17 protein-coding genes are annotated in these 17,153 nt (G+C 49.7%); 2 read left to right on the top strand and 15 right to left on the bottom strand.

What is annotated here, in order from left to right; all coding sequences use genetic code 11:
- Positions 1-27 precede the first annotated feature (27 nt).
- From SD71_RS20845 to SD71_RS20820, 4 genes are all read right to left on the bottom strand, one after another.
- On the bottom strand, positions 28-543 hold the full coding sequence (locus tag SD71_RS20845) for a GNAT family N-acetyltransferase (protein WP_052476485.1): 516 nt from the start codon (positions 541-543) through the stop codon (positions 28-30).
- Positions 544-1,653: 1,110 nt separating this feature from the next.
- Positions 1,654-2,586, bottom strand: a complete 933-nt coding sequence (locus SD71_RS20830) for a manganese-dependent inorganic pyrophosphatase (RefSeq protein WP_041067705.1) — start codon at positions 2,584-2,586, stop codon at positions 1,654-1,656.
- A 96-nt stretch (positions 2,587-2,682) separates the two neighbouring features.
- Complete coding sequence (locus tag SD71_RS20825; protein WP_041067703.1) at positions 2,683-3,210, bottom strand: methylated-DNA--[protein]-cysteine S-methyltransferase; 528 nt, start codon at positions 3,208-3,210, stop codon at positions 2,683-2,685.
- A gap of 14 nt (positions 3,211-3,224) precedes the next feature.
- Positions 3,225-3,773, bottom strand: coding sequence for a bifunctional transcriptional activator/DNA repair enzyme AdaA (locus SD71_RS20820; protein ID WP_326998800.1), 549 nt, complete (start codon positions 3,771-3,773; stop codon positions 3,225-3,227).
- A gap of 143 nt (positions 3,774-3,916) precedes the next feature.
- Here SD71_RS20820 and SD71_RS20815 point away from each other — a divergent pair, with 143 nt between their 5' ends.
- Entirely contained in the window at positions 3,917-4,816 is a 900-nt protein-coding gene (locus tag SD71_RS20815) for a DNA-3-methyladenine glycosylase family protein (protein ID WP_041067699.1), read from the top strand.
- Between the two features lie 233 nt (positions 4,817-5,049).
- Here SD71_RS20815 and SD71_RS20810 read toward each other — a convergent pair whose 3' ends face one another.
- The 5 genes from SD71_RS20810 to modA all read right to left on the bottom strand — a co-directional run bounded on the left by SD71_RS20810 (position 5,050) and on the right by modA (position 9,605).
- Positions 5,050-5,586: a dihydrofolate reductase family protein gene (locus SD71_RS20810; RefSeq protein WP_041067697.1), complete on the bottom strand. Its 537-nt coding sequence runs from the start codon at positions 5,584-5,586 to the stop codon at positions 5,050-5,052.
- Positions 5,587-5,788: 202 nt separating this feature from the next.
- Positions 5,789-6,835, bottom strand: a complete 1,047-nt coding sequence (locus tag SD71_RS20805; RefSeq protein WP_052476483.1) for an IS1595 family transposase — start codon at positions 6,833-6,835, stop codon at positions 5,789-5,791.
- A gap of 259 nt (positions 6,836-7,094) precedes the next feature.
- Complete coding sequence (gene msrA, locus SD71_RS20800) at positions 7,095-8,075, bottom strand: peptide-methionine (S)-S-oxide reductase MsrA (RefSeq protein WP_052476482.1); 981 nt, start codon at positions 8,073-8,075, stop codon at positions 7,095-7,097.
- 85 nt (positions 8,076-8,160) lie between these two features.
- A complete protein-coding gene (gene modB, locus SD71_RS20795; RefSeq protein ID WP_041067695.1) occupies positions 8,161-8,832 on the bottom strand; it encodes a molybdate ABC transporter permease subunit in 672 nt (223 codons plus the stop codon).
- Positions 8,829-9,605, bottom strand: coding sequence for a molybdate ABC transporter substrate-binding protein (gene modA / locus SD71_RS20790; protein WP_082034408.1), 777 nt, complete (start codon positions 9,603-9,605; stop codon positions 8,829-8,831). The genes modB and modA overlap by 4 nt, the downstream gene beginning before the upstream one ends.
- 119 nt (positions 9,606-9,724) lie before the next feature.
- On the opposite strand from modA, the gene SD71_RS20785 reads away from it, so the two are divergent.
- The gene (locus SD71_RS20785; protein WP_041067693.1) at positions 9,725-10,564 is read left to right on the top strand and encodes an alpha/beta hydrolase; all 840 of its coding nucleotides are present in this window, start codon (positions 9,725-9,727) and stop codon (positions 10,562-10,564) included.
- A gap of 65 nt (positions 10,565-10,629) precedes the next feature.
- Here SD71_RS20785 and SD71_RS20780 read toward each other — a convergent pair whose 3' ends face one another.
- From SD71_RS20780 to SD71_RS20755, 6 genes are all read right to left on the bottom strand, one after another.
- Positions 10,630-10,989, bottom strand: coding sequence for an ArsR/SmtB family transcription factor (locus SD71_RS20780; protein ID WP_041067691.1), 360 nt, complete (start codon positions 10,987-10,989; stop codon positions 10,630-10,632).
- The gene (locus SD71_RS20775) at positions 10,989-11,417 is read right to left on the bottom strand and encodes an SRPBCC family protein (protein ID WP_041067689.1); all 429 of its coding nucleotides are present in this window, start codon (positions 11,415-11,417) and stop codon (positions 10,989-10,991) included. Before SD71_RS20775 ends, SD71_RS20780 begins: the two co-directional genes overlap by 1 nt.
- Positions 11,418-11,498: 81 nt before the next feature.
- Positions 11,499-12,401, bottom strand: coding sequence for an ATP-dependent DNA ligase (locus tag SD71_RS20770; RefSeq protein WP_041067687.1), 903 nt, complete (start codon positions 12,399-12,401; stop codon positions 11,499-11,501).
- A gap of 2 nt (positions 12,402-12,403) precedes the next feature.
- Positions 12,404-13,378 carry a non-homologous end joining protein Ku gene (gene ku / locus SD71_RS20765; protein WP_052476480.1) on the bottom strand — a complete coding sequence of 325 codons (975 nt, stop codon included), beginning with the start codon at positions 13,376-13,378 and terminating at the stop codon, positions 12,404-12,406.
- Positions 13,379-13,435: 57 nt separating this feature from the next.
- Positions 13,436-15,355 (bottom strand): MHYT domain-containing protein, encoded by a 1,920-nt coding sequence (locus tag SD71_RS20760; protein ID WP_052476479.1) that lies wholly within the window; start codon positions 15,353-15,355, stop codon positions 13,436-13,438.
- Between the two features lie 36 nt (positions 15,356-15,391).
- Entirely contained in the window at positions 15,392-16,948 is a 1,557-nt protein-coding gene (locus SD71_RS20755; protein WP_041067685.1) for a family 10 glycosylhydrolase, read from the bottom strand.
- Positions 16,949-17,153 lie beyond the last annotated feature (205 nt).

The following is a 17,153-nucleotide window of genomic DNA, read 5'->3' as shown; positions in this document are numbered from 1 at the left end:
TCTTCTACAGCCAAAGCCGGTAACCGGTCATCGTTGTTTTATAAATTTGTGGAGTATCATGGTTTGACCGTTAATCGACTCTTCCATTTCCCCGTCGAACACGAAACCGCTCGATTGATAGAAATGTAACCCGACACGGTTCTCTTTCTCCACCCACGCAAATATTTTTTGTATGGAATCATCACTTGAAAGCAGCTCATTCAGTAAGGATCGACCGATCCCTTGTCCATGAAACTCGGGCAAAACATAGATTCTGCTAAGTTCGCTCACTCCATTATCGGCTTCCGATAATTGGGCGTACCCGACCAGCCCCCCATCAACCTCGGCCACCAAGAACTTGCGAGGGTTATACGTCTTAACCCTTGTAACAGCCATCTCCAAGCTATTGACCGAATAGGCCTGCTCTAAAAATGAATGAATAAATTCTTGGCTATATATGGACCCGTATGTACTCTGCCATGTGATCTTGGCGACCTGCCGTATTCCGTTAATATCGTCGAGCTGTGCGGGGCGAATTATTACTTCTCTGGACGTAATGATCACCACATCCTTCTCCTATTGGTTAATTCCAGTCCCTCAAGACTTCATACTTTCTTCGCCTTCATCAATAAAAATAGCGGTATCCTCATTCGACGTTCGTATGTCTCAAGGCTATGAAAATTCTCTTGTCTTGGTTTTGATTCCCTCAGGCTTTCAATGTGAAACCCTGCGGTCTGTAATGCGGAGAAATAGTCCTCGATAGTTCTGTGATATTTGATTACTGAGGAGCCGAGCCACTCTTGCTCACGAATCCCGGTATGAAAATAATCATCTACTAACCAAGTCTGTTTGAAGCCCTCCGATTTGGCGCAGGAAGAAGTGATCACCGGATGCTCTACAGAAAATATAAAAGTACCGCCGTGTGCTAAAGCTTTATGTACATTTCTAAAGAGGATATCTATTTCAGCCAAGTAATGGCATAATTATCGGCTTCTCGATCGTATCGTTTGCATTTTCATTCCAAGCTCGTCTTGCTTCATAGTTTTTAAACACATGTTCCTGATCGTAGAACTGAGATCCGCTATAGCCCATACTGTCCTGCACCTCATTTTCGCAAATGTAAGCTACCAGGCCTTTGAAAGTACTTATCCGGGATCGCGTCTAGTTAGTGTAGGTTATGTTCCATGATTATACATCTGTTAAACAAGAGGTGAAACCTCTGCGTGTGCAAAATAAACGAACTAAAGACCCGCCACAAACCCTCGGCGAACTGTAAGGCTGCCAAACCGCCTTACACGATCAATTTCGCTTCAGCTGCGAGCTGTAAGGCGGCCAAACCGCCTTACACGATCATTTTCGCTTCATCAGCAAGCTGTAAGGCTGCCAAACTGCCTTACAAGATCATTTTCACTTCAGCGGCGAGCTGTAAGGCGGGCAACCCGCCTTACACGATCAAATTCGTTTCGTCAGTGAGCTGTAAGGCGACCAAACCGCCTTACACGATCATTTTCGCTTCATCAGCAAGCTGTAAGGCGGCCAAACCGTCTTACACGATCGGATTCACCGCATCGGCCAGCTGTAAGGCGTCGACAACTGAAAAAAAACGCCTCGAAGGCGTTTTCTCCAGCTGTTATACATGCGCGAATATATGAGCATGGTCGGGCGGAGTTCAACTTACCGTTGGTTGAAAATGTCGGTCAACACAGGAACGATCTGCGATTTACGTGATACGACACCTTTCAGAATCGCTCTGTTCTCGGAAAGCTTAACATTGTACGCCCGCTCCACTACATTTGCCGCACGTCCAAGGGCGATTGCGACGGAATCGTTATTCAGAATGTCCGTTACTACGAACACGAACAGATCCAGCCCTTTTTCCGAAATGATGTTGTGCAGTGCATTTTCCAGTTCCGCTTGACGTGCCAGTACATCGTTGGTGTCCACCGCGTTAACCTGCGCGATTTCCACTTTGGAGCCGCCCATCTGGAACTCTTTGGAATCCAAGGAGATCAGCTGAGCAATCGTTTTGTCGCTCAAGTCGGCACCGGCTTTCAGCATGTCCAAACCGTAGCTGTCGGCATTGACGCCGGCGATTTCAGCCAGCTCACGCGCTGCCGCCACATCCTCATCCGTGCAAGTCGGCGATTTAAACAATAAGGAATCGGAGATAATGGCGGACAGCATCAAACCGGCAATCTCTTTCGAGATCTCCATTCCGTTCTCTTTATACATTTTTTTGAGAATCGTCGCTGTACAGCCCACTGGTTCCGCACGATAGTACAGAGGGCCGCTGGTTTCGAAGTTAGCGATCCGATGGTGGTCGATTACCTCCAATACGCGAACTTGCTCGATATCGGACACGCTCTGCTGGCGCTCGTTGTGGTCGACCAGGATGACGCCTTTCACTTCGCCCGCAACCGTCTCTACGAGACGCGGAGCTTGTACACCGAACTGATCCAGAGCGTATTGGGTTTCACCGCTTACGGCTCCCAGACGGACAGGTTCGACATCCCAGCCCAATTTTGTTTTCAAGTCTGCATAGGCAATAGCGGAACAAATGGTATCCGTATCCGGATTTTTGTGACCGAAAATAAGTACTTTGTCCATCGTTATGCTCCTTAGAGGTTATTTGGCGAGAAAAGTATACCGCAAAACGATAGCGATAATCAAGATAACCGAGCAAACAAGTCGGATATTTATGACTTATGTCCCGGAGCCGCTTCTTTCCAGCCGCAGCAAGGCTTCCTTCATCTCTATACCGCCCCGGTATCCGGTCAGTCTGCCGCTCTTGCCTATAATCCGGTGACATGGCGCTATGATCAAAGCCGGATTTTTCCCGATTGCGCTTCCCACAGCACGTATGGCCGTGGGTTTCAGCAACCGCTGCGCAAGCTCTTGATAACTTACCGTCTGGCCATAAGGGATATCGTTCATCACCGTCCATACCGCTAGTTGAAACGGAGTTCCTCTTAAATCCAGCGGAACGGTGAACGATACCCTTTGTCCCCACAAATATTCCTTAAGCTGCTGCAAATACGGCTGTAAAATTTCTTCATTTTGTTCCAGGCGGTAATTTTTAAATTTCCTCTGTGCCCAATTCGCCAGTTCCGAAACATCCTGTTCCTGCGATCCGACATAGCACAGTCCGCGTTCCGTTGCAGCCACGACAAGCCGCCATGATCCGTCTGCTAAATACGCCCAGTGAATAATCTGCTCTTTTGAAATATCCATAAACACACCTCTTCCTATTCTCTTCCGCTCACCACAATGCGATAATTGGACGGAGCAACCCCTGTTCGCTGCTGAAAAACAGTGGAGAAATGAGCCGCATTCGGGATACCCACCGCCACAGCCACTTCCATGACCGTACGGTCTGTACTCGAAAGCAATTCTTTCGCTCTTTCAATTCTGGTTTGCTGAATATATTCCGCAGGTGTCATTCCTTTGATTTGCTTGAACGTCCGTTGAAGGTGATAAGGGCTTCCGTGAAACAATTCTGCCAGCTTCGCAAGCGTGAAAGGCTCCGAATAACGGGTTTCAATTACATGCGAAATCTGTGCAACCCATTCTTCATTGGGCAGTCTGCCGCCATCGGGTCTGCATCGTTTGCATGGTCGGAAATTCTCCGCAAGGGCCTGTTCGAAGCTTGAAAATATGCGCACATTGTCTCGTACCGGAATGCGGGATTTGCACGAAGGCCGGCAGTAAATCCCGGTGGTAACAACGCCATAATAGAAATGACCGTCATAAGCGGCGTCACTCCCGGCAATCGCCTGCCATTGTTCATCATTCATTCGGAAATCACCTCTCATTCCAGTATACCTCGGACAACGCGTCATGTTTAACCTTTCACAATGAACGAGCAAGATTACCAAAGAGAAACTGCCGAAGCTGTGTTACAACTTTTAATAGACAAATTTATGAAAGGAGAACATCTATGTACGTTGATATCAAGATTCCACTTCCGCTGGAATTCGATTATGCGATCAACATGGGCTACCTCTCCCGCTCTCCCAATGAAGTCATGTTCCACATTGACGACGGCAAGATCTTCAGGAGAATACCCATCGGACATGGAAATCCGTTAGTTGAAGTGAGCCGCGATAACCCCGGTTTTCTTAACGTGCGCTTGTTGGAAAATGCAGAGCCTTTGCTTAAGGAGGAACGTGAGGCGGTTATTCGGTATGTACGAGAATGGTTTGATCTGGATACCGACCTCACCCCATTCTACGAGCTGGCCGGCAGCGATCCGGTATTACAAAAGGTGGTTCCCGCTCTGTACGGGCTGAGAAACATCGGGATTGACGATCTTTTCGAGGCGGTCTGCTGGGGGATCCTCGGTCAGCAAATCAATCTAGCGTTTGCTTACACGTTGAAGAGGCGATTCGTGGAATCGTTCGGTCACAGCATGGATCATAACGGCGTGCGATATTGGACGTTCCCTTCTCCGGATGTCATTGCATCTCTTAGCACAGCTGATTTGACCGCTTTGCAGATTACCGGGAAGAAATCCGAGTACCTGATCGGAGTCGCCGGGTTGATCTCAGAAGGAAAGCTGAGCAAACGATCGCTACTCGATACGGCGGATTGCAAGGAGGCGGAGAAACAGCTGGTGTCCATTCGGGGGATCGGGCCGTGGACGGCCAACTACGTGCTGATGAGGTGTCTCAGATTCCCCTCTGCGTTTCCCATCGACGATGTTGGTTTGCATAATGCGATAAAAGCTGTATTAGGGTTGGAGCAGAAACCATCCGTGCAGCTGATCAGACAGTTATCCGCCTCCTGGACGAACTGGGAAGCCTACGCAACCTTCTACTTGTGGAGATACCTATATTAATAAGGCTATGTTAAATTCTAATGTTGATATTTGACCATAAGAAAACCGCCTTCGTTGAAAAGGCGGTTTATTCTATCGTTCTCCGTTAGGTCAATCGTCAATCCCATAAATAACTACGTCATTTCGCATAACTGAACAAATTTCAAAGAATAAGGGATCCTCTGACTGCCGCTACAGCCGGAGAATCCCTATTAAAGTAACGTGCCCTTTAGGCCGCTGGGTCAACCGCACAACTAAGCTGGAACGTAGGTCAACCTGATCACCTGCTCGCCAATTCGATCGCTTGCCACGAGGCGCAGCGGCGGCCGCGGACCGGCGAAGAACGGCTTGCCGTGACCCAGCACGACTGGATGGAGATAGAGTCGATACTCATCAACGAGACCGAGCTCCGTTAGACTGTGCGCCAACTCCGGCCCGGCAACTTCAATCTCCCCTTCATGCTGAGCCTTCAGCCCACGTATGGCCGCTGCGAGGTCGCCCTCGATCAGAGAAGCGTTCGGACCGACGGACTTTAACGTCCTCGACACCACCCACTTCGGTTTGCTTTGCCACGCCGCTGCGTATTCCCGTTCCGGTGCATCCCATTCAAAATGGTCTCCGTCCCAATACCGCATGGTCTCGTACATGCGGCGCCCGTACAGGCTGCCCGCCATGCCGCGCACGTCGTCGATGAAATGACGGAATAGCACGGGGTCGGGCTGAAATGCCGTGTGGTCGTGGTCGACGAACCCGTCCAGAGACTGGTTCAATGCGAAAACGATCTTTGCCATGCGACTGACTCTCCTCCCTGGTTTTCTCGCACATTCATCATCAGGATTACACTGTCCATATGCAGCCTCCTTTATGTCTACATTTTATCATCCAACAGCATGTCCGGTTTCTCATGGATTGCTAATGTGCACAGTCCTGGCCTGACCGAATACAACTTTAATTTAACGAAGGATGGTAAATTAAACAATTCTGCCAGTTAGTTTAACAAGAATAAGCAGAAAGCCGAAGTTTGGTGTTCGTGTCGGTCACAGAAAACAGGCACGATTTGACCAACATATTTTTCTTATTCGATGCGGTATTCTCATATTCCTTGCTGTCTAAGTAACGAAACCACGCCAAGTAATTCTGCAAATACTTTGTTGCAACACCATTGAAGCGATCCATCCATTTCTTCAAGCGGCTGTGGTAGCTGTTTACGTTTTGGATATGGTACACACCTTTCACACGTTGTTTTCCGTCGGACTTGAATCGGTAATGAGCCAAGCCTTTTGAATTCGCATAGGAGCTAAATGCCCTCCATGAATCAGTGCATAGCACGTTTGAGTCAGATAGATGACCACCAATCGCTTCGTCTAATTTTGTAGTCCGAATACGTCCACACCCAAGTACGCCAGAGTAAGTCATTTTCTGACGGTCACGGGCAACCAGCACGCACACTTGATCGTGGCTTATACCACGATATTTCGCTTTGCCGCCACGTTTACGTGGCTTGCGTTCGGTGATATTTCGCTTGCCCTTTTCCGAGTACAGAAAGTAAGTCTCATCCATCTCAACAATATCTTGAAATGCTTCGGTTGGAATCTGTTTTAGAGCAGAGAGAATCTTATGCCGCCAGTAAAACAAGGTGACATGCGTGACTTCATCGCTCAACTGCTCTGCACATTTTCTCAGAGAAAAGCCCTCAATCATGCATTCAATAAAACGAACCCGCATATGAGGTCGCCTCGTTCGTTGCAGAGGGGTGTTCGTAAGGTCATTGAACGTTTGGCGACAGGACTTACAACGGTAACGTTGACGTTTAATCTCTCCAGTGCGTGTTTTTACAGCGTACTTTCCAAAGCGGACGACAGAATGGTTTTTGCAATGCGGACAAACAAGCCCGTCTTTATGCTTCTGCTCTTGAATTTCATCAATCGCTCGAACAGGAACCGCAACTCCCTTGGTTCGTGACTGCAAAAAGTAGATAAGCTCTCGCTTACCATTATCGTCTAACATATCAGCAAGCTTTTTCATTTCCCTTAAATCCATGGACAAATCATCTCCGAACAGTGATATTACCCTTATTATAGAACGCTTGTTCGTAATTATCAAATATCAACAACAAAGTTTAACATAGCCATTAATAAAAAAGGGACTGTCTCAGAATTCGTAACGCTGAATTCGGGACAGTCCCAAGTTTATTGCAAGAACGAATCGCTAATTCACACTTTAAGTCGCACGAGACCATGAATAACGCTGAAAAACATCACTCTACACGCGAGGTGAGACGGCGCGTGATTTGCTGGTATCAATCCTCGAAAAAACTTCTAAACCGGCCGTAGCCTTCTTTTTCCAAGTCTTCTTTCGGTATGAAACGCAGAGAAGCCGAGTTGATACAGTAGCGCAAACCGTCCGGTCCCGGACCGTCGGGGAAAACATGACCCAAATGCGAATCCGCTTCGCGGCTTCTCACTTCGGTGCGGATCATTCCGTGAGTATAATCCTCATGCTCTTGCACCATACCTTTATCGAGCGGCTTGGTAAAGCTGGGCCAGCCGCAGCCGGAGTCATACTTATCGCGGGAGCTAAAAAGCGGTTCACCGGATACGATATCTACATACAAGCCTTCGCCGTGGTAATCGTGGAACTCATTGCGAAACGCCGGCTCCGTGGCATTGTTCTGTGTCACTTCGAACTGAATCGGAGTGAGGCGTTTGCGCAGTTCATTCCGGTCTTTATCCGTATCCCAATGACTGCTGATGAAAGTGTCTCTGCCCGATCCGCTGCGGTAATGTTTGTACCGGAGCGGGTTTTTATGATGATAATCCTGATGATACTCTTCCGCCGGATAGAACGCTGAAGCCGGCTCTATTGTCACAGCAATCGGACGATCGAACCGCCCGCTCTGCTGCAACGCTTCTTTGGAAGCCTCGGCTTGCTGCCGTTGTTCTTCATTATGATAAAAAATAGCCGGCCGGTAAGACGAACCTCTGTCGTGGAATTGGCCTCCCGGATCCGTCGGATCGACCGAACGCCAGAAAATGTCAAGCAGCTTGGCGTACGGGAACAAATCCGGGTCATACGTAATCTGGACAGCCTCCGCATGTCCGGTCGTCTCCGAACACACCTCTTCGTAGGTCGGATTAACCGTATGCCCGCCGGTATATCCGGACACGATTCCGTGAATACCCGGCAGCTCCTCGAAAGGTGTTACCATGCACCAAAAGCATCCTCCGGCAAAGGTAGCCAGCTCAGTCCTGGCAGCACTGCCGCGTTCATTATTGTTCAAGTGAAATCACCTCTTATGAAATGTCATACCCCTATTGTAATGAAAAAACACTCCTTATACCAATAAGGAGCAGGAGTGTGCCGGATTACCTTCGTGAATAGCCGCTGGCCGCGAGCAGCATGAGGAACGAGATCAGTACCATCGCTAACGCCCAAATCCACGCCAAAGAAGCTTCGCCCCGGTCAACGGCCATGTAAATTGCGGTAGGAATCGTTTCCGTACGCTGCGGTATATTGCCCGCGATCATCAGTGTTGCACCGAATTCCCCCAAGCCGCGCGCAAAGCCTAAAATGTATCCTGCAAGCAGCGATTTTGAAGCAAGAGGCATCGTAATGTAGCGGAACACCTGCCACTCGTTCGCACCCGTAGCGCGGGCAGCATCCTCCAGCTCGCGGTCCACTTCTTCAAAGCCTGCTCTCATCGTCCGGTAAGCCAGCGGAAAAGCGACGACAACGGCGGCGATCACCGCGGCAATCCAGGTGAAGACAATCGGCTGATCCAGCAGCCGTTCATAGGCTTGTCCGATCCAACTGCGCCGTCCTAACGTCATGAGCAGGACAAAGCCCACTACAGTAGGCGGCAGCACCAAAGGCAGCAGGAACAAAGTATCCAACAAGCTTTTGCCCCAGAACCTTCTTCGTGACATCCATCTGGCGGCAGCCATCGCAAGGACAAACACAATGAAGCTGCTGATTACCGCAACTTTAATCGATAGATATACGGGTGCAAGCATCTCTTTCCATTGCAGCAACATCATGGCTGTTCAAAACCGTGCTTTCTAAAAATTTCCATAGCTGAGGGACTCGTCAAATAATCATAGAATGCCTGTGCTTCGTTCGGGTGTTTAGATTCTGCCAGCAGGCCCGCAGGATAGATGATCTCTTCATGAGAATCGGACGGCAATTGCATCGCAACTTTTACTTTATTCGAAATCAAAGCATCCGTTCGGTAGACGAACCCCGCATCGGCATTACCCGTCTCAACATAAGTCAGCACCTGTCGGACATCCTTCGTGTACACTAGCTTCTCCTGCAGTCGGTCCCACAAGTTAGAGTACGTCAAAGCTTGTTTGGCATACATGCCGGCAGGCACCGAATCGGGCTGGCCTATAGCAATGTTACGAATATCGTCGCCGGCCAGCCGTTCAGCACCGGGCCACTGCTGTACTCCATCCGTACGCACGACGATCACCAATTGATTACTCATAACATTCTTGCTCTTGCTCACCAGCTTCTTGCCTATTAAAGAATCCATCTGCTGTTTGCCTGCAGATAGGAATATATCAGCCGAAGCGCCCTGCTCGATCTGCTGCTGAAGCGTGCCGGAAGAACCGAAGTTGAAAATCAGGTCGATCTCCTTTCGGTGTTGCTCAAAGTCAGCCTCCAACTCTCGTAAACTGTTTTGTAAGCTTACCGCTGCGGAAACGATGAGTTCGGTTTTTTTGGACGCGTTTGCTTTGCTGCCGGACTGAAGGGCCACAATACTGAGAAATATAACGGCAGCCGCCATTCCCAGGCAGAACCGCTTTATCATGTGAATTCCTCCCGCCCGGTTCATTTACGGCTATTTTAGCATAATGGCGGATATTGTCCTATCGGTTTGATTATGTTTATATCTATATAGTACCAAATTGGAGCGGGGGGCATCGGATGAAGCATAGAGAACTGGAATGGCGCTGCGTGGACGGCACCCGCATGCATGCCTGCGAATGGCTGCCTCAATATGAACCTTCGATTAAAGCGGTCGTAGGCCTTGTGCACGGCATGGGTGAGCATATGGGACGGTATAACCATGTGGCGCAGATGCTGACGCAAGAAGGTTATGCCGTGTTCGGCTTCGACCAGAGAGGGCATGGCCGTACGGAAGGCAAACGAGGGCATACGCCGAAGTACGAAGCTCTTCTTGAAGGTATCGATTTGATGCTTGAGGAAGCTGAGCGGAAATATCCGGATTTGCCTCGATTCTTATACGGGCACAGTATGGGCGGCAACGTCACGCTTAATTACTTGCTTAGAAGGAAACCGAAGTTGGCAGGTGCGGTCGTGACCGGGCCATGGTTAAAGCTCGCATTCAAACCGCCGTCCGCGGAGGCCGCAGTCGGCCGATTGCTGGAATGGATTTTTCCCAGCTTTACAAGCAACCGCCCGATGGTGGCCGACCATCTGACTTCAGATCCGGTCATGATCCAGAGGTATGTAAACGACAAGCTCGGTCATGGACAAATTACCGCGCGTTTCTTCTTCACTGTTCAAAAAGCCGGACTGTGGGCGTTAGCGCATGCCTCTGAACTGGAGGTGCCTTTACTGCTCATGCACGGGGGCGACGATCAGGTTACCTCCCTTAAATCCAGCAAGCTGTTCGCGGAACAGGCAGGCGATCTCATTACATGGAGGGAATGGCCCGGCTTTAAGCATGAACTGCATAACGAGCTCGGCCGCGAAGAGGTATTCACTACAGTACGCGATTGGATAAAACAACGTCTTGACTAAATAAAACGGAGCAAGCAGATACAATGCTTGCTCCGTTCCTATGTTGGACGATATTAAATCGCCCTTTATATCTTAGTATCTTCAGCAGCTCTTCCATTGTCGTCTTCGTCGTTCTCGACGAACCGTTTCAGCGCAGTCAGCTTGTTCTCCCAGAAGCGTTCGTAATAGTTAAGCCAACGCTTGAGCTCCAGCAGCGGATCAGGGTCCATTCGATACCTCGTCTCGCGTCCGACTTTGCGTTCACGTACCAGCCCCGCATCCGATAAAACGCGCAAATGCTTGGACACCGCCGTACGGCTCATCGGAAAATGTCCGCTGATCACGGTTACCGCCATTTCTTCCTCTGCAAGCATATGCAGCAGTTTGCGGCGTGTCGGGTCTGCAATGGCTTGGAACACATCATGCTTCTCAGAGGGCGCCGCCATCACCCTTCTATGAACTGGCGAAGACGCGGAAGTACGGCGGCTTCCCATCCATGCTTCATCCTGTCGCGAATAGTTGCATAATCCATGCCATGTTCGACCTTGCCGGCTGTCCATCCGCCGTGCACGAGTGTAAATTCCGTTTGTTCGCTGCCCTGCTCGTTCAATTCAAAAGTCACGACCCAATCGTCACCCCATGTAAAGATCAACCGATTCGGCGGGTCAATCTCCGTCACTTTGCAAGGTGAATCCCCGTATTGCGAATGAATGGTAAACTCAAATCCCATGACAGGCTGAAAATCGTTCGGCATTAACCAGGCTGCAATCGCTTCTGAATTGGACACGGCATCCCACACTTTGCGGATCGGCGCGTTTATAAGGATCGTTTGACGAATATCGGGCAATTTTTCTTGTTGTTCGGACACTAGCATCGTACCTCCAATAATTTTTAATACGAAACCAAAAGGTTTCTTAATTAATCATAAGAAACCTTTTGGTTTCATGTCAAGCTTTTACGGTGCTCCTTCCAGATTAAGAAGCTTAGGATGCCGCAGCGAGCCCTCTTCCGTCACCTCACTGCCTGTCACTCTTGCATTCACAGGAGTGACCAGCCAACGGACATCGGCACCTTTTAACCCTTCCGGCAGCGCGCCGAAAGGATTCACTCCGTTAACGGTGTCCAAACTTCGCAGCCAGGACTTCAGCTTCTCGTTCAACCCGGACGAGACTCTGCCGAAATAAACGCCGTTCTCTCGCATGACCATGCTGGAGACACGACCTTCTTTCCATATGATGCCTGCAATCTCCACGTCAAATTCCAGCAGCGCCTTCTTCTTGAACCAATCCTGATGCTCCTTGCCTTCCTTATAGGCAGACGACAGCTTCTTGCTGACCAGCCCTTCCCAGCCGTGCTGCTCTATCCATTCCCACAGCGCCGGGCCATTGTGGAACAAGTCTGTCGTGAACAGCGGAGGTTCCCATTTTGCCGCCAATTCGCGCAGCATCCGGTCACGTTCACGAAAAGGGAGCCGGCGCAGGTCTCGGCCGTCCAGTTCCAACAGATCAAAGGCGATGAACTGCACCGGAAGGCGTTCCGAAGCGGCCGGACGACTGCGCCCCGCCAGCGTAAATTTAAGCCGTTGCTGCAGCTTTTGAAAGCTGGGTTTCCCTGTTGACGGATCCATCACAATCGCTTCTCCATCAATGAGACAGGAACGGTCGATTCGAGATAATGCGGAAGTCAATTCAGGAAATTTGCCGTTTTGGGGCAGCATTTTTTTGGAAAATAACTGCATCCTTCCATCCTGCAGGGATGCAAGGATACGGTAGCCGTCCCATTTCAGTTGATACGCCCAGTCCTCACCCTGAGGCAGTCGATCGGATGAGATCGGAGACATCGGGACGAAAGGTTTCATGCTCATGAGCTCTTTTTCTTCGGACTGCCGGACACGTCAGCCGATTTCCCGCGTTGATCGCTCTTTTTAGAAACCCGTTTCTTTGCATCGGCCTTCGATTCAGTTGTCTTCTGTTCCTCCGCCTGCTTGCGGGAGGTACGGACCTTGCTTTCGGAAGATTTCTTGCCCTTGACGCCGGCGGATTTGCCGTCCTCTTTGCCGCTGTCCGTTACTTTCGTCTGACCGAGGCTTGCGCGCAGCGCCTCCATCAGGTCAATCACATTCGTCGGCTTTTCTTCCGGCGCAAACTTGACTTGCTTGCCCTGAATCTTATTTTGAATCGCCTCGTTCAACCGTTCCTTATATTCATCATCATACTTCTCAGGCTCGAATTTGGAATCCAGTTGACTGATGAGCATCTGAGCCATTTCAAGCTCTCGTTCATCGACGTCCATATCCTCCGGCAAGTTCGGGATCTGTTCCTTCTTACGAATTTCCTCCGCATAGAACATCGTGACCATAGACAATACGCCGTCCACGACACGTATGGCGGCAATACTGCTTTTGGATCTTATCGTCACGTTGGCGATCCCGATTTTATTCGTCGTCTCAAGCGCCTTGATCAGAAGCTTATAGGCGCGGGAGCCGGTCTCTGCCGGTGCAAGAAAATAGGTTTTTTGAAAATAGATCGGGTCGATTTCCTTCAAATCTACGAAGTCCAGAATACGGATCTCCCTCGAGGATTCTGACGCTAAGGCTTCCAGCTCCTCTTTGTCGAAAGTCACATAATGTCCGGGCTCATATTCATAACCTTTGACGATATCGCTCCAACCGACTTCTTCTTCACATTTCGGACATGTGCGGGAATATTGGATCGGAACGTTTAACTCCTTATGGAGCATTTTGATCGGAATGTCATTTTGCTGGGTAGCCGTGAACATCTTTACCGGGACGTTGACGAGCCCGAAGCTGACTGCACCCTTCCATACTGTCTGCATCTTCATTCCTCCCAAAAGAGCAATTGGGAAAACCGAAAGGTTTGCCGTAACATTACCTTACCCTGTTCTGGAGGAATTTGACCCAATTCGACAATCAGAGACGGCTTGTTCAACGACAGCTGTGGTGAATGGAATTCTGAATCCGAAGGCTGCGCCCTTCTTGCGTCCCTCTTCGATCCAAATGTCACCGCCCATCGCGCTTACGAGTTCGCGGCAAATCGACAGCCCGAGTCCTGTGCCTTCCAGCTTGCTGCGACCCGTAGAGGAGCTAAGCTGCGAGAAAGGCAGGAACAACAAATGAAACTGACTCGGATGAATTCCGATGCCCGTATCGGTGACCGTGAACTCAATCTCGGCTGTATCCTGTCCTGCATGAAGCAATTTAGCTTCCAATGACACACTGCCCGTGTCCGTAAACTTTACGGCATTGCCCACAAGGTTAACGAAAATTTGACGCAGTCGTATGGGATCTCCAGCCAGAAACTCCGGTATCCTTTCATCGATATCGCTTTGCAGCTGAATTCCTTTGTGTACGGCGGTGACTGTAAAAAGATTAATGCTCTCTTCCATGCAACATCTTAGATGGAAAATTTCATTCTCCAGCATAACCTTACCGGCTTCCATCTTGGAGAAATCGAGTATATCGTTAATAACCCGCAGCAAGGCTTGTCCGCTCTTCTCCTGAATCAGCAGCAGCTCTCGCTGATTCGTATCCAGTTCCGTTTCCGCCATCAGCTGATTAATTCCCAGAATGCCGTTAAGCGGCGTACGGATTTCATGGCTCATCATCGCCAGAAAATCGCCCTTCACGCGATTCGCTTTCTCCGCGGTCTCTTTCGTTTCAATTAAAGCGGTCTCGGCATTCTTCTGATCGGTAATATCCCTTGCAATGGCGTATATGAACAGCTTGTCCTCAACCGTTAACGGGAACATCGTCGAACTGAGCACGACGCGGTTTCCCTGCTTATGCCTGATATAACACTCTATTTTATGTATGTTTGCAGCTCTGTTTTCTTGCTCATACTGCGACTTTACTCGACTCATTTCTTGATCATCGCAGATAATCTCACGCCAAGTCATCTTGGCCATTTCTTCCGCCGAATAACCCGTCACCAAGTAAGCTGCCGGATTGGCGCTCAATATTCTGTTGTCCGCGGGATCATAGCAAATGACCATGTCCGGACTGTGCTCGAACAGGGACATGTAGCGGCGTTCATTGAATGCAGCGGTCCTGAGCACCCTTTGCCGGTCCATAAACAGTGCGGTAAGTATGGCAGCCAGTATAAAAAGTGTCCCGCCGCCTACCATCTGAGCTAGATTGGAGCTGTCGATGACCTTAAGCTCTCCCGCAGGATGCGAAACGATTTCACCGTTAAAATAAGTACCTGCCATAGCCGTGTAATGCATTGCCGGAACCAAGATGCCCATCACAAGCGAGCCGGCCGCTTTTATTGCGGAAGGTATGCCTTCAAGACGTTTCGTTCTGTATTTAAAGGGTATGTACAAAGAAGCTGCTGAGAGCATCAGCGCAATAAAGACGGATAACACGACAAACACAGGCGAGTAATTGATTTGTATCGGCGTGTGCATCGACTGCATCCCGGTATAATGCGCCGACACAACAGCACTCGCAATAAACAACCCTCCGAATATAAAGTGCGGCACCTTAACTCGAGGCCTCACAATCAACATTAAAGCGGCAAAAGCCGCCGAAATGGTCAGCAGCAGAGAGAGCAGCAGAAGCATCAAATGATAGGTGACGGTAAAAGGCAAACGATAGGCAAGCATCCCGATAAAATGCATAGACCACAGACCGATGCCTATTACCAGGGACGCCAAAATGATCGACCGCAATCTCCGTTGTGCGCTGGAGAGGAGACGATCGACCAGATCAAACGCCGTATAAGCGGAAACGATGGATACTAGAATGGATAGCAAAACCAACCCCATGTGGTACTGGCCGAATTCATGATGCACGGCGCCAACTCCTACGACACGTCATAAATACGGAAATTATTTAAGTCCGTAATAATCTCTGAGCGCCGGAATCAGCCCCAGAGGATTTCTCCTCAAGTCTTTCGCACTGAAAAACACATCCCCTTTGACCTCGACATAATTTTTGTTGTATTTTAACTGATTAATGATTTCTTGGGCCGAATTCCAACCTGCTTCTTTCGTTCCGAGCTTATATGGGGAATGCCCGATGTACAAGTCGACATTGCGTCCCCGTACTTCATTCGCCCACCAATCGACCAATTTATCATATCGAGCCGGATTGAAGCTTAAGCTCCAATAAATTTGCGGAATGACATAATCGATCCAGTCTTGGCGGATCCACGTGCGGACGTCGGCATGCATATTGTCGTAAGCGGTGATACTGGCCGATGTATCTGAGCCTGTACGGTCATCGGCTTTATTGCGCCATACCCCGAACGGGCTGATTCCGAACTGCACTGTGGGCTTGGCAGCGTGAATCGACTTGCCGAGCTGCTGAACGAACTGATTGATATTATCTCTGCGCCATGCGTCGATATCCCTGATTCCTTTGCTATTGTAGGATGCATAAGCCTGTTCGTCGGCGAACGTTCCGCTGGACGGGTAGAAATAGTCGTCAAGATGAACGCCGTCCACATCATAAAGCTTAACGACCTCCATGATCGCATCGATGATGTGCTTGCGAGCGGCGGGAATCCCCGGATTAATGTACATTTTCCCGCCCGATGTCACGATCCAGTCCGAATGAGCGACAGCCACGTGATTGGAAGCAAGTGTGTCCGTCTTGGTGTCCGTACCGGCGCGGAACGGATTGAACCAAGCGTGGAACTTCATGCCCCTTGCATGAGTCTCTTCGATCATGAAAGCAAGCGGATCATAGTCCGGAACAGTGCCCAGCTCCCCCTGCAAAAATCTCGACCAAGGAACAATCTGCGAAGGATAAAAGGCATCGGCGTTCGGGCGCACCTGAACGAATACCGTGTTCATGCCCATGTACTGCAATTCATCCAAGAGCTGCACATACTCCTGCTTCTGCGCTTCTTGGTTGCCATACGAGCCGGCAGACGGCCAATCCAAGTTAAAGATCGTAGATACCCATACCCCTTTAAGCAGACGGGCCGTGCCTCCGTCATCCGATTCCAGCATGATGGCTTTGGAAGCTTGAACGTATGACACCTTTAGGCCAAGCTGTACGCTGACAAAACGAAGGGGAACCATCACGCGGCCGCTGCGAACCTGAACGGAAGCGTCCAGAGGAACCTTCTCTCCATTAACGAACGCATATTTCTGACCCACCGTCATTGTCAGCTTTAATCCGGCCGCCGAGATTTGAGCCGTTTTCGAGCTTTGCGTCCAGCCGACGGCAGCTCCCAGATTCTCGCTGATCACGCGAAGCGGCACCATCGTCGTGTTCAGATTCGGGATCACATAAGGCGGCACGTCGCTGTTAATTTTATTGCCGTCCAAATAAATACTGATGTTGGGCTGGGACTGTGCTTGCACCGAGATACTCAGTACGGGAATGCACAATAAAGTAAAAAGAAGAACCATCGTGATGCGTTTGCTGAATTTCATGTCATAATCCTCCGAAAAATGGCAGACTCTCAGGTTACGGAATAACCAATGTACTGTTTAGACGTAATTCGAAGAATCGAGTTGCACGGAAAATCGATATGTATAGTGTTGCCGCTAGACCATAACGTCCAGATGCTGGCGGGATTGCCTGTCCGTGAGTTGCCGAATATAATGACCATATCTCGGTAAAGGAAAAGGATGCCTC

This window comes from Cohnella kolymensis (assembly GCF_000829465.1).
Taxonomy (GTDB): domain Bacteria; phylum Bacillota; class Bacilli; order Paenibacillales; family Paenibacillaceae; genus Cohnella; species Cohnella kolymensis.
Note: the sequence above shows the minus strand (reverse complement) of the source record. Positions and strands in the feature narration are given on the sequence as shown.

What these genes read in the sequence shown, in the direction of transcription:
- SD71_RS20830 (WP_041067705.1), bottom strand. Translation starts at nt 2,586, where the DNA reads ATGGACAAAGTACTTATTTTCGGTCACAAAAATCCGGATACGGATACC.
- SD71_RS20825 (WP_041067703.1), bottom strand. Translation starts at nt 3,210, where the DNA reads ATGGATATTTCAAAAGAGCAGATTATTCACTGGGCGTATTTAGCAGAC.
- SD71_RS20820 (WP_326998800.1), bottom strand. Translation starts at nt 3,773, where the DNA reads ATGAATGATGAACAATGGCAGGCGATTGCCGGGAGTGACGCCGCTTAT.
- SD71_RS20815 (WP_041067699.1), top strand. Translation starts at nt 3,917, where the DNA reads ATGTACGTTGATATCAAGATTCCACTTCCGCTGGAATTCGATTATGCG.
- SD71_RS20810 (WP_041067697.1), bottom strand. Translation starts at nt 5,586, where the DNA reads ATGGCAAAGATCGTTTTCGCATTGAACCAGTCTCTGGACGGGTTCGTC.
- SD71_RS20805 (WP_052476483.1), bottom strand. Translation starts at nt 6,835, where the DNA reads ATGGATTTAAGGGAAATGAAAAAGCTTGCTGATATGTTAGACGATAAT.
- modB (WP_041067695.1), bottom strand. Translation starts at nt 8,832, where the DNA reads ATGATGTTGCTGCAATGGAAAGAGATGCTTGCACCCGTATATCTATCG.
- SD71_RS20785 (WP_041067693.1), top strand. Translation starts at nt 9,725, where the DNA reads ATGAAGCATAGAGAACTGGAATGGCGCTGCGTGGACGGCACCCGCATG.
- SD71_RS20780 (WP_041067691.1), bottom strand. Translation starts at nt 10,989, where the DNA reads ATGGCGGCGCCCTCTGAGAAGCATGATGTGTTCCAAGCCATTGCAGAC.
- SD71_RS20775 (WP_041067689.1), bottom strand. Translation starts at nt 11,417, where the DNA reads ATGCTAGTGTCCGAACAACAAGAAAAATTGCCCGATATTCGTCAAACG.
- SD71_RS20770 (WP_041067687.1), bottom strand. Translation starts at nt 12,401, where the DNA reads ATGAAACCTTTCGTCCCGATGTCTCCGATCTCATCCGATCGACTGCCT.
- ku (WP_052476480.1), bottom strand. Translation starts at nt 13,378, where the DNA reads ATGCAGACAGTATGGAAGGGTGCAGTCAGCTTCGGGCTCGTCAACGTC.
- SD71_RS20755 (WP_041067685.1), bottom strand. Translation starts at nt 16,948, where the DNA reads ATGAAATTCAGCAAACGCATCACGATGGTTCTTCTTTTTACTTTATTG.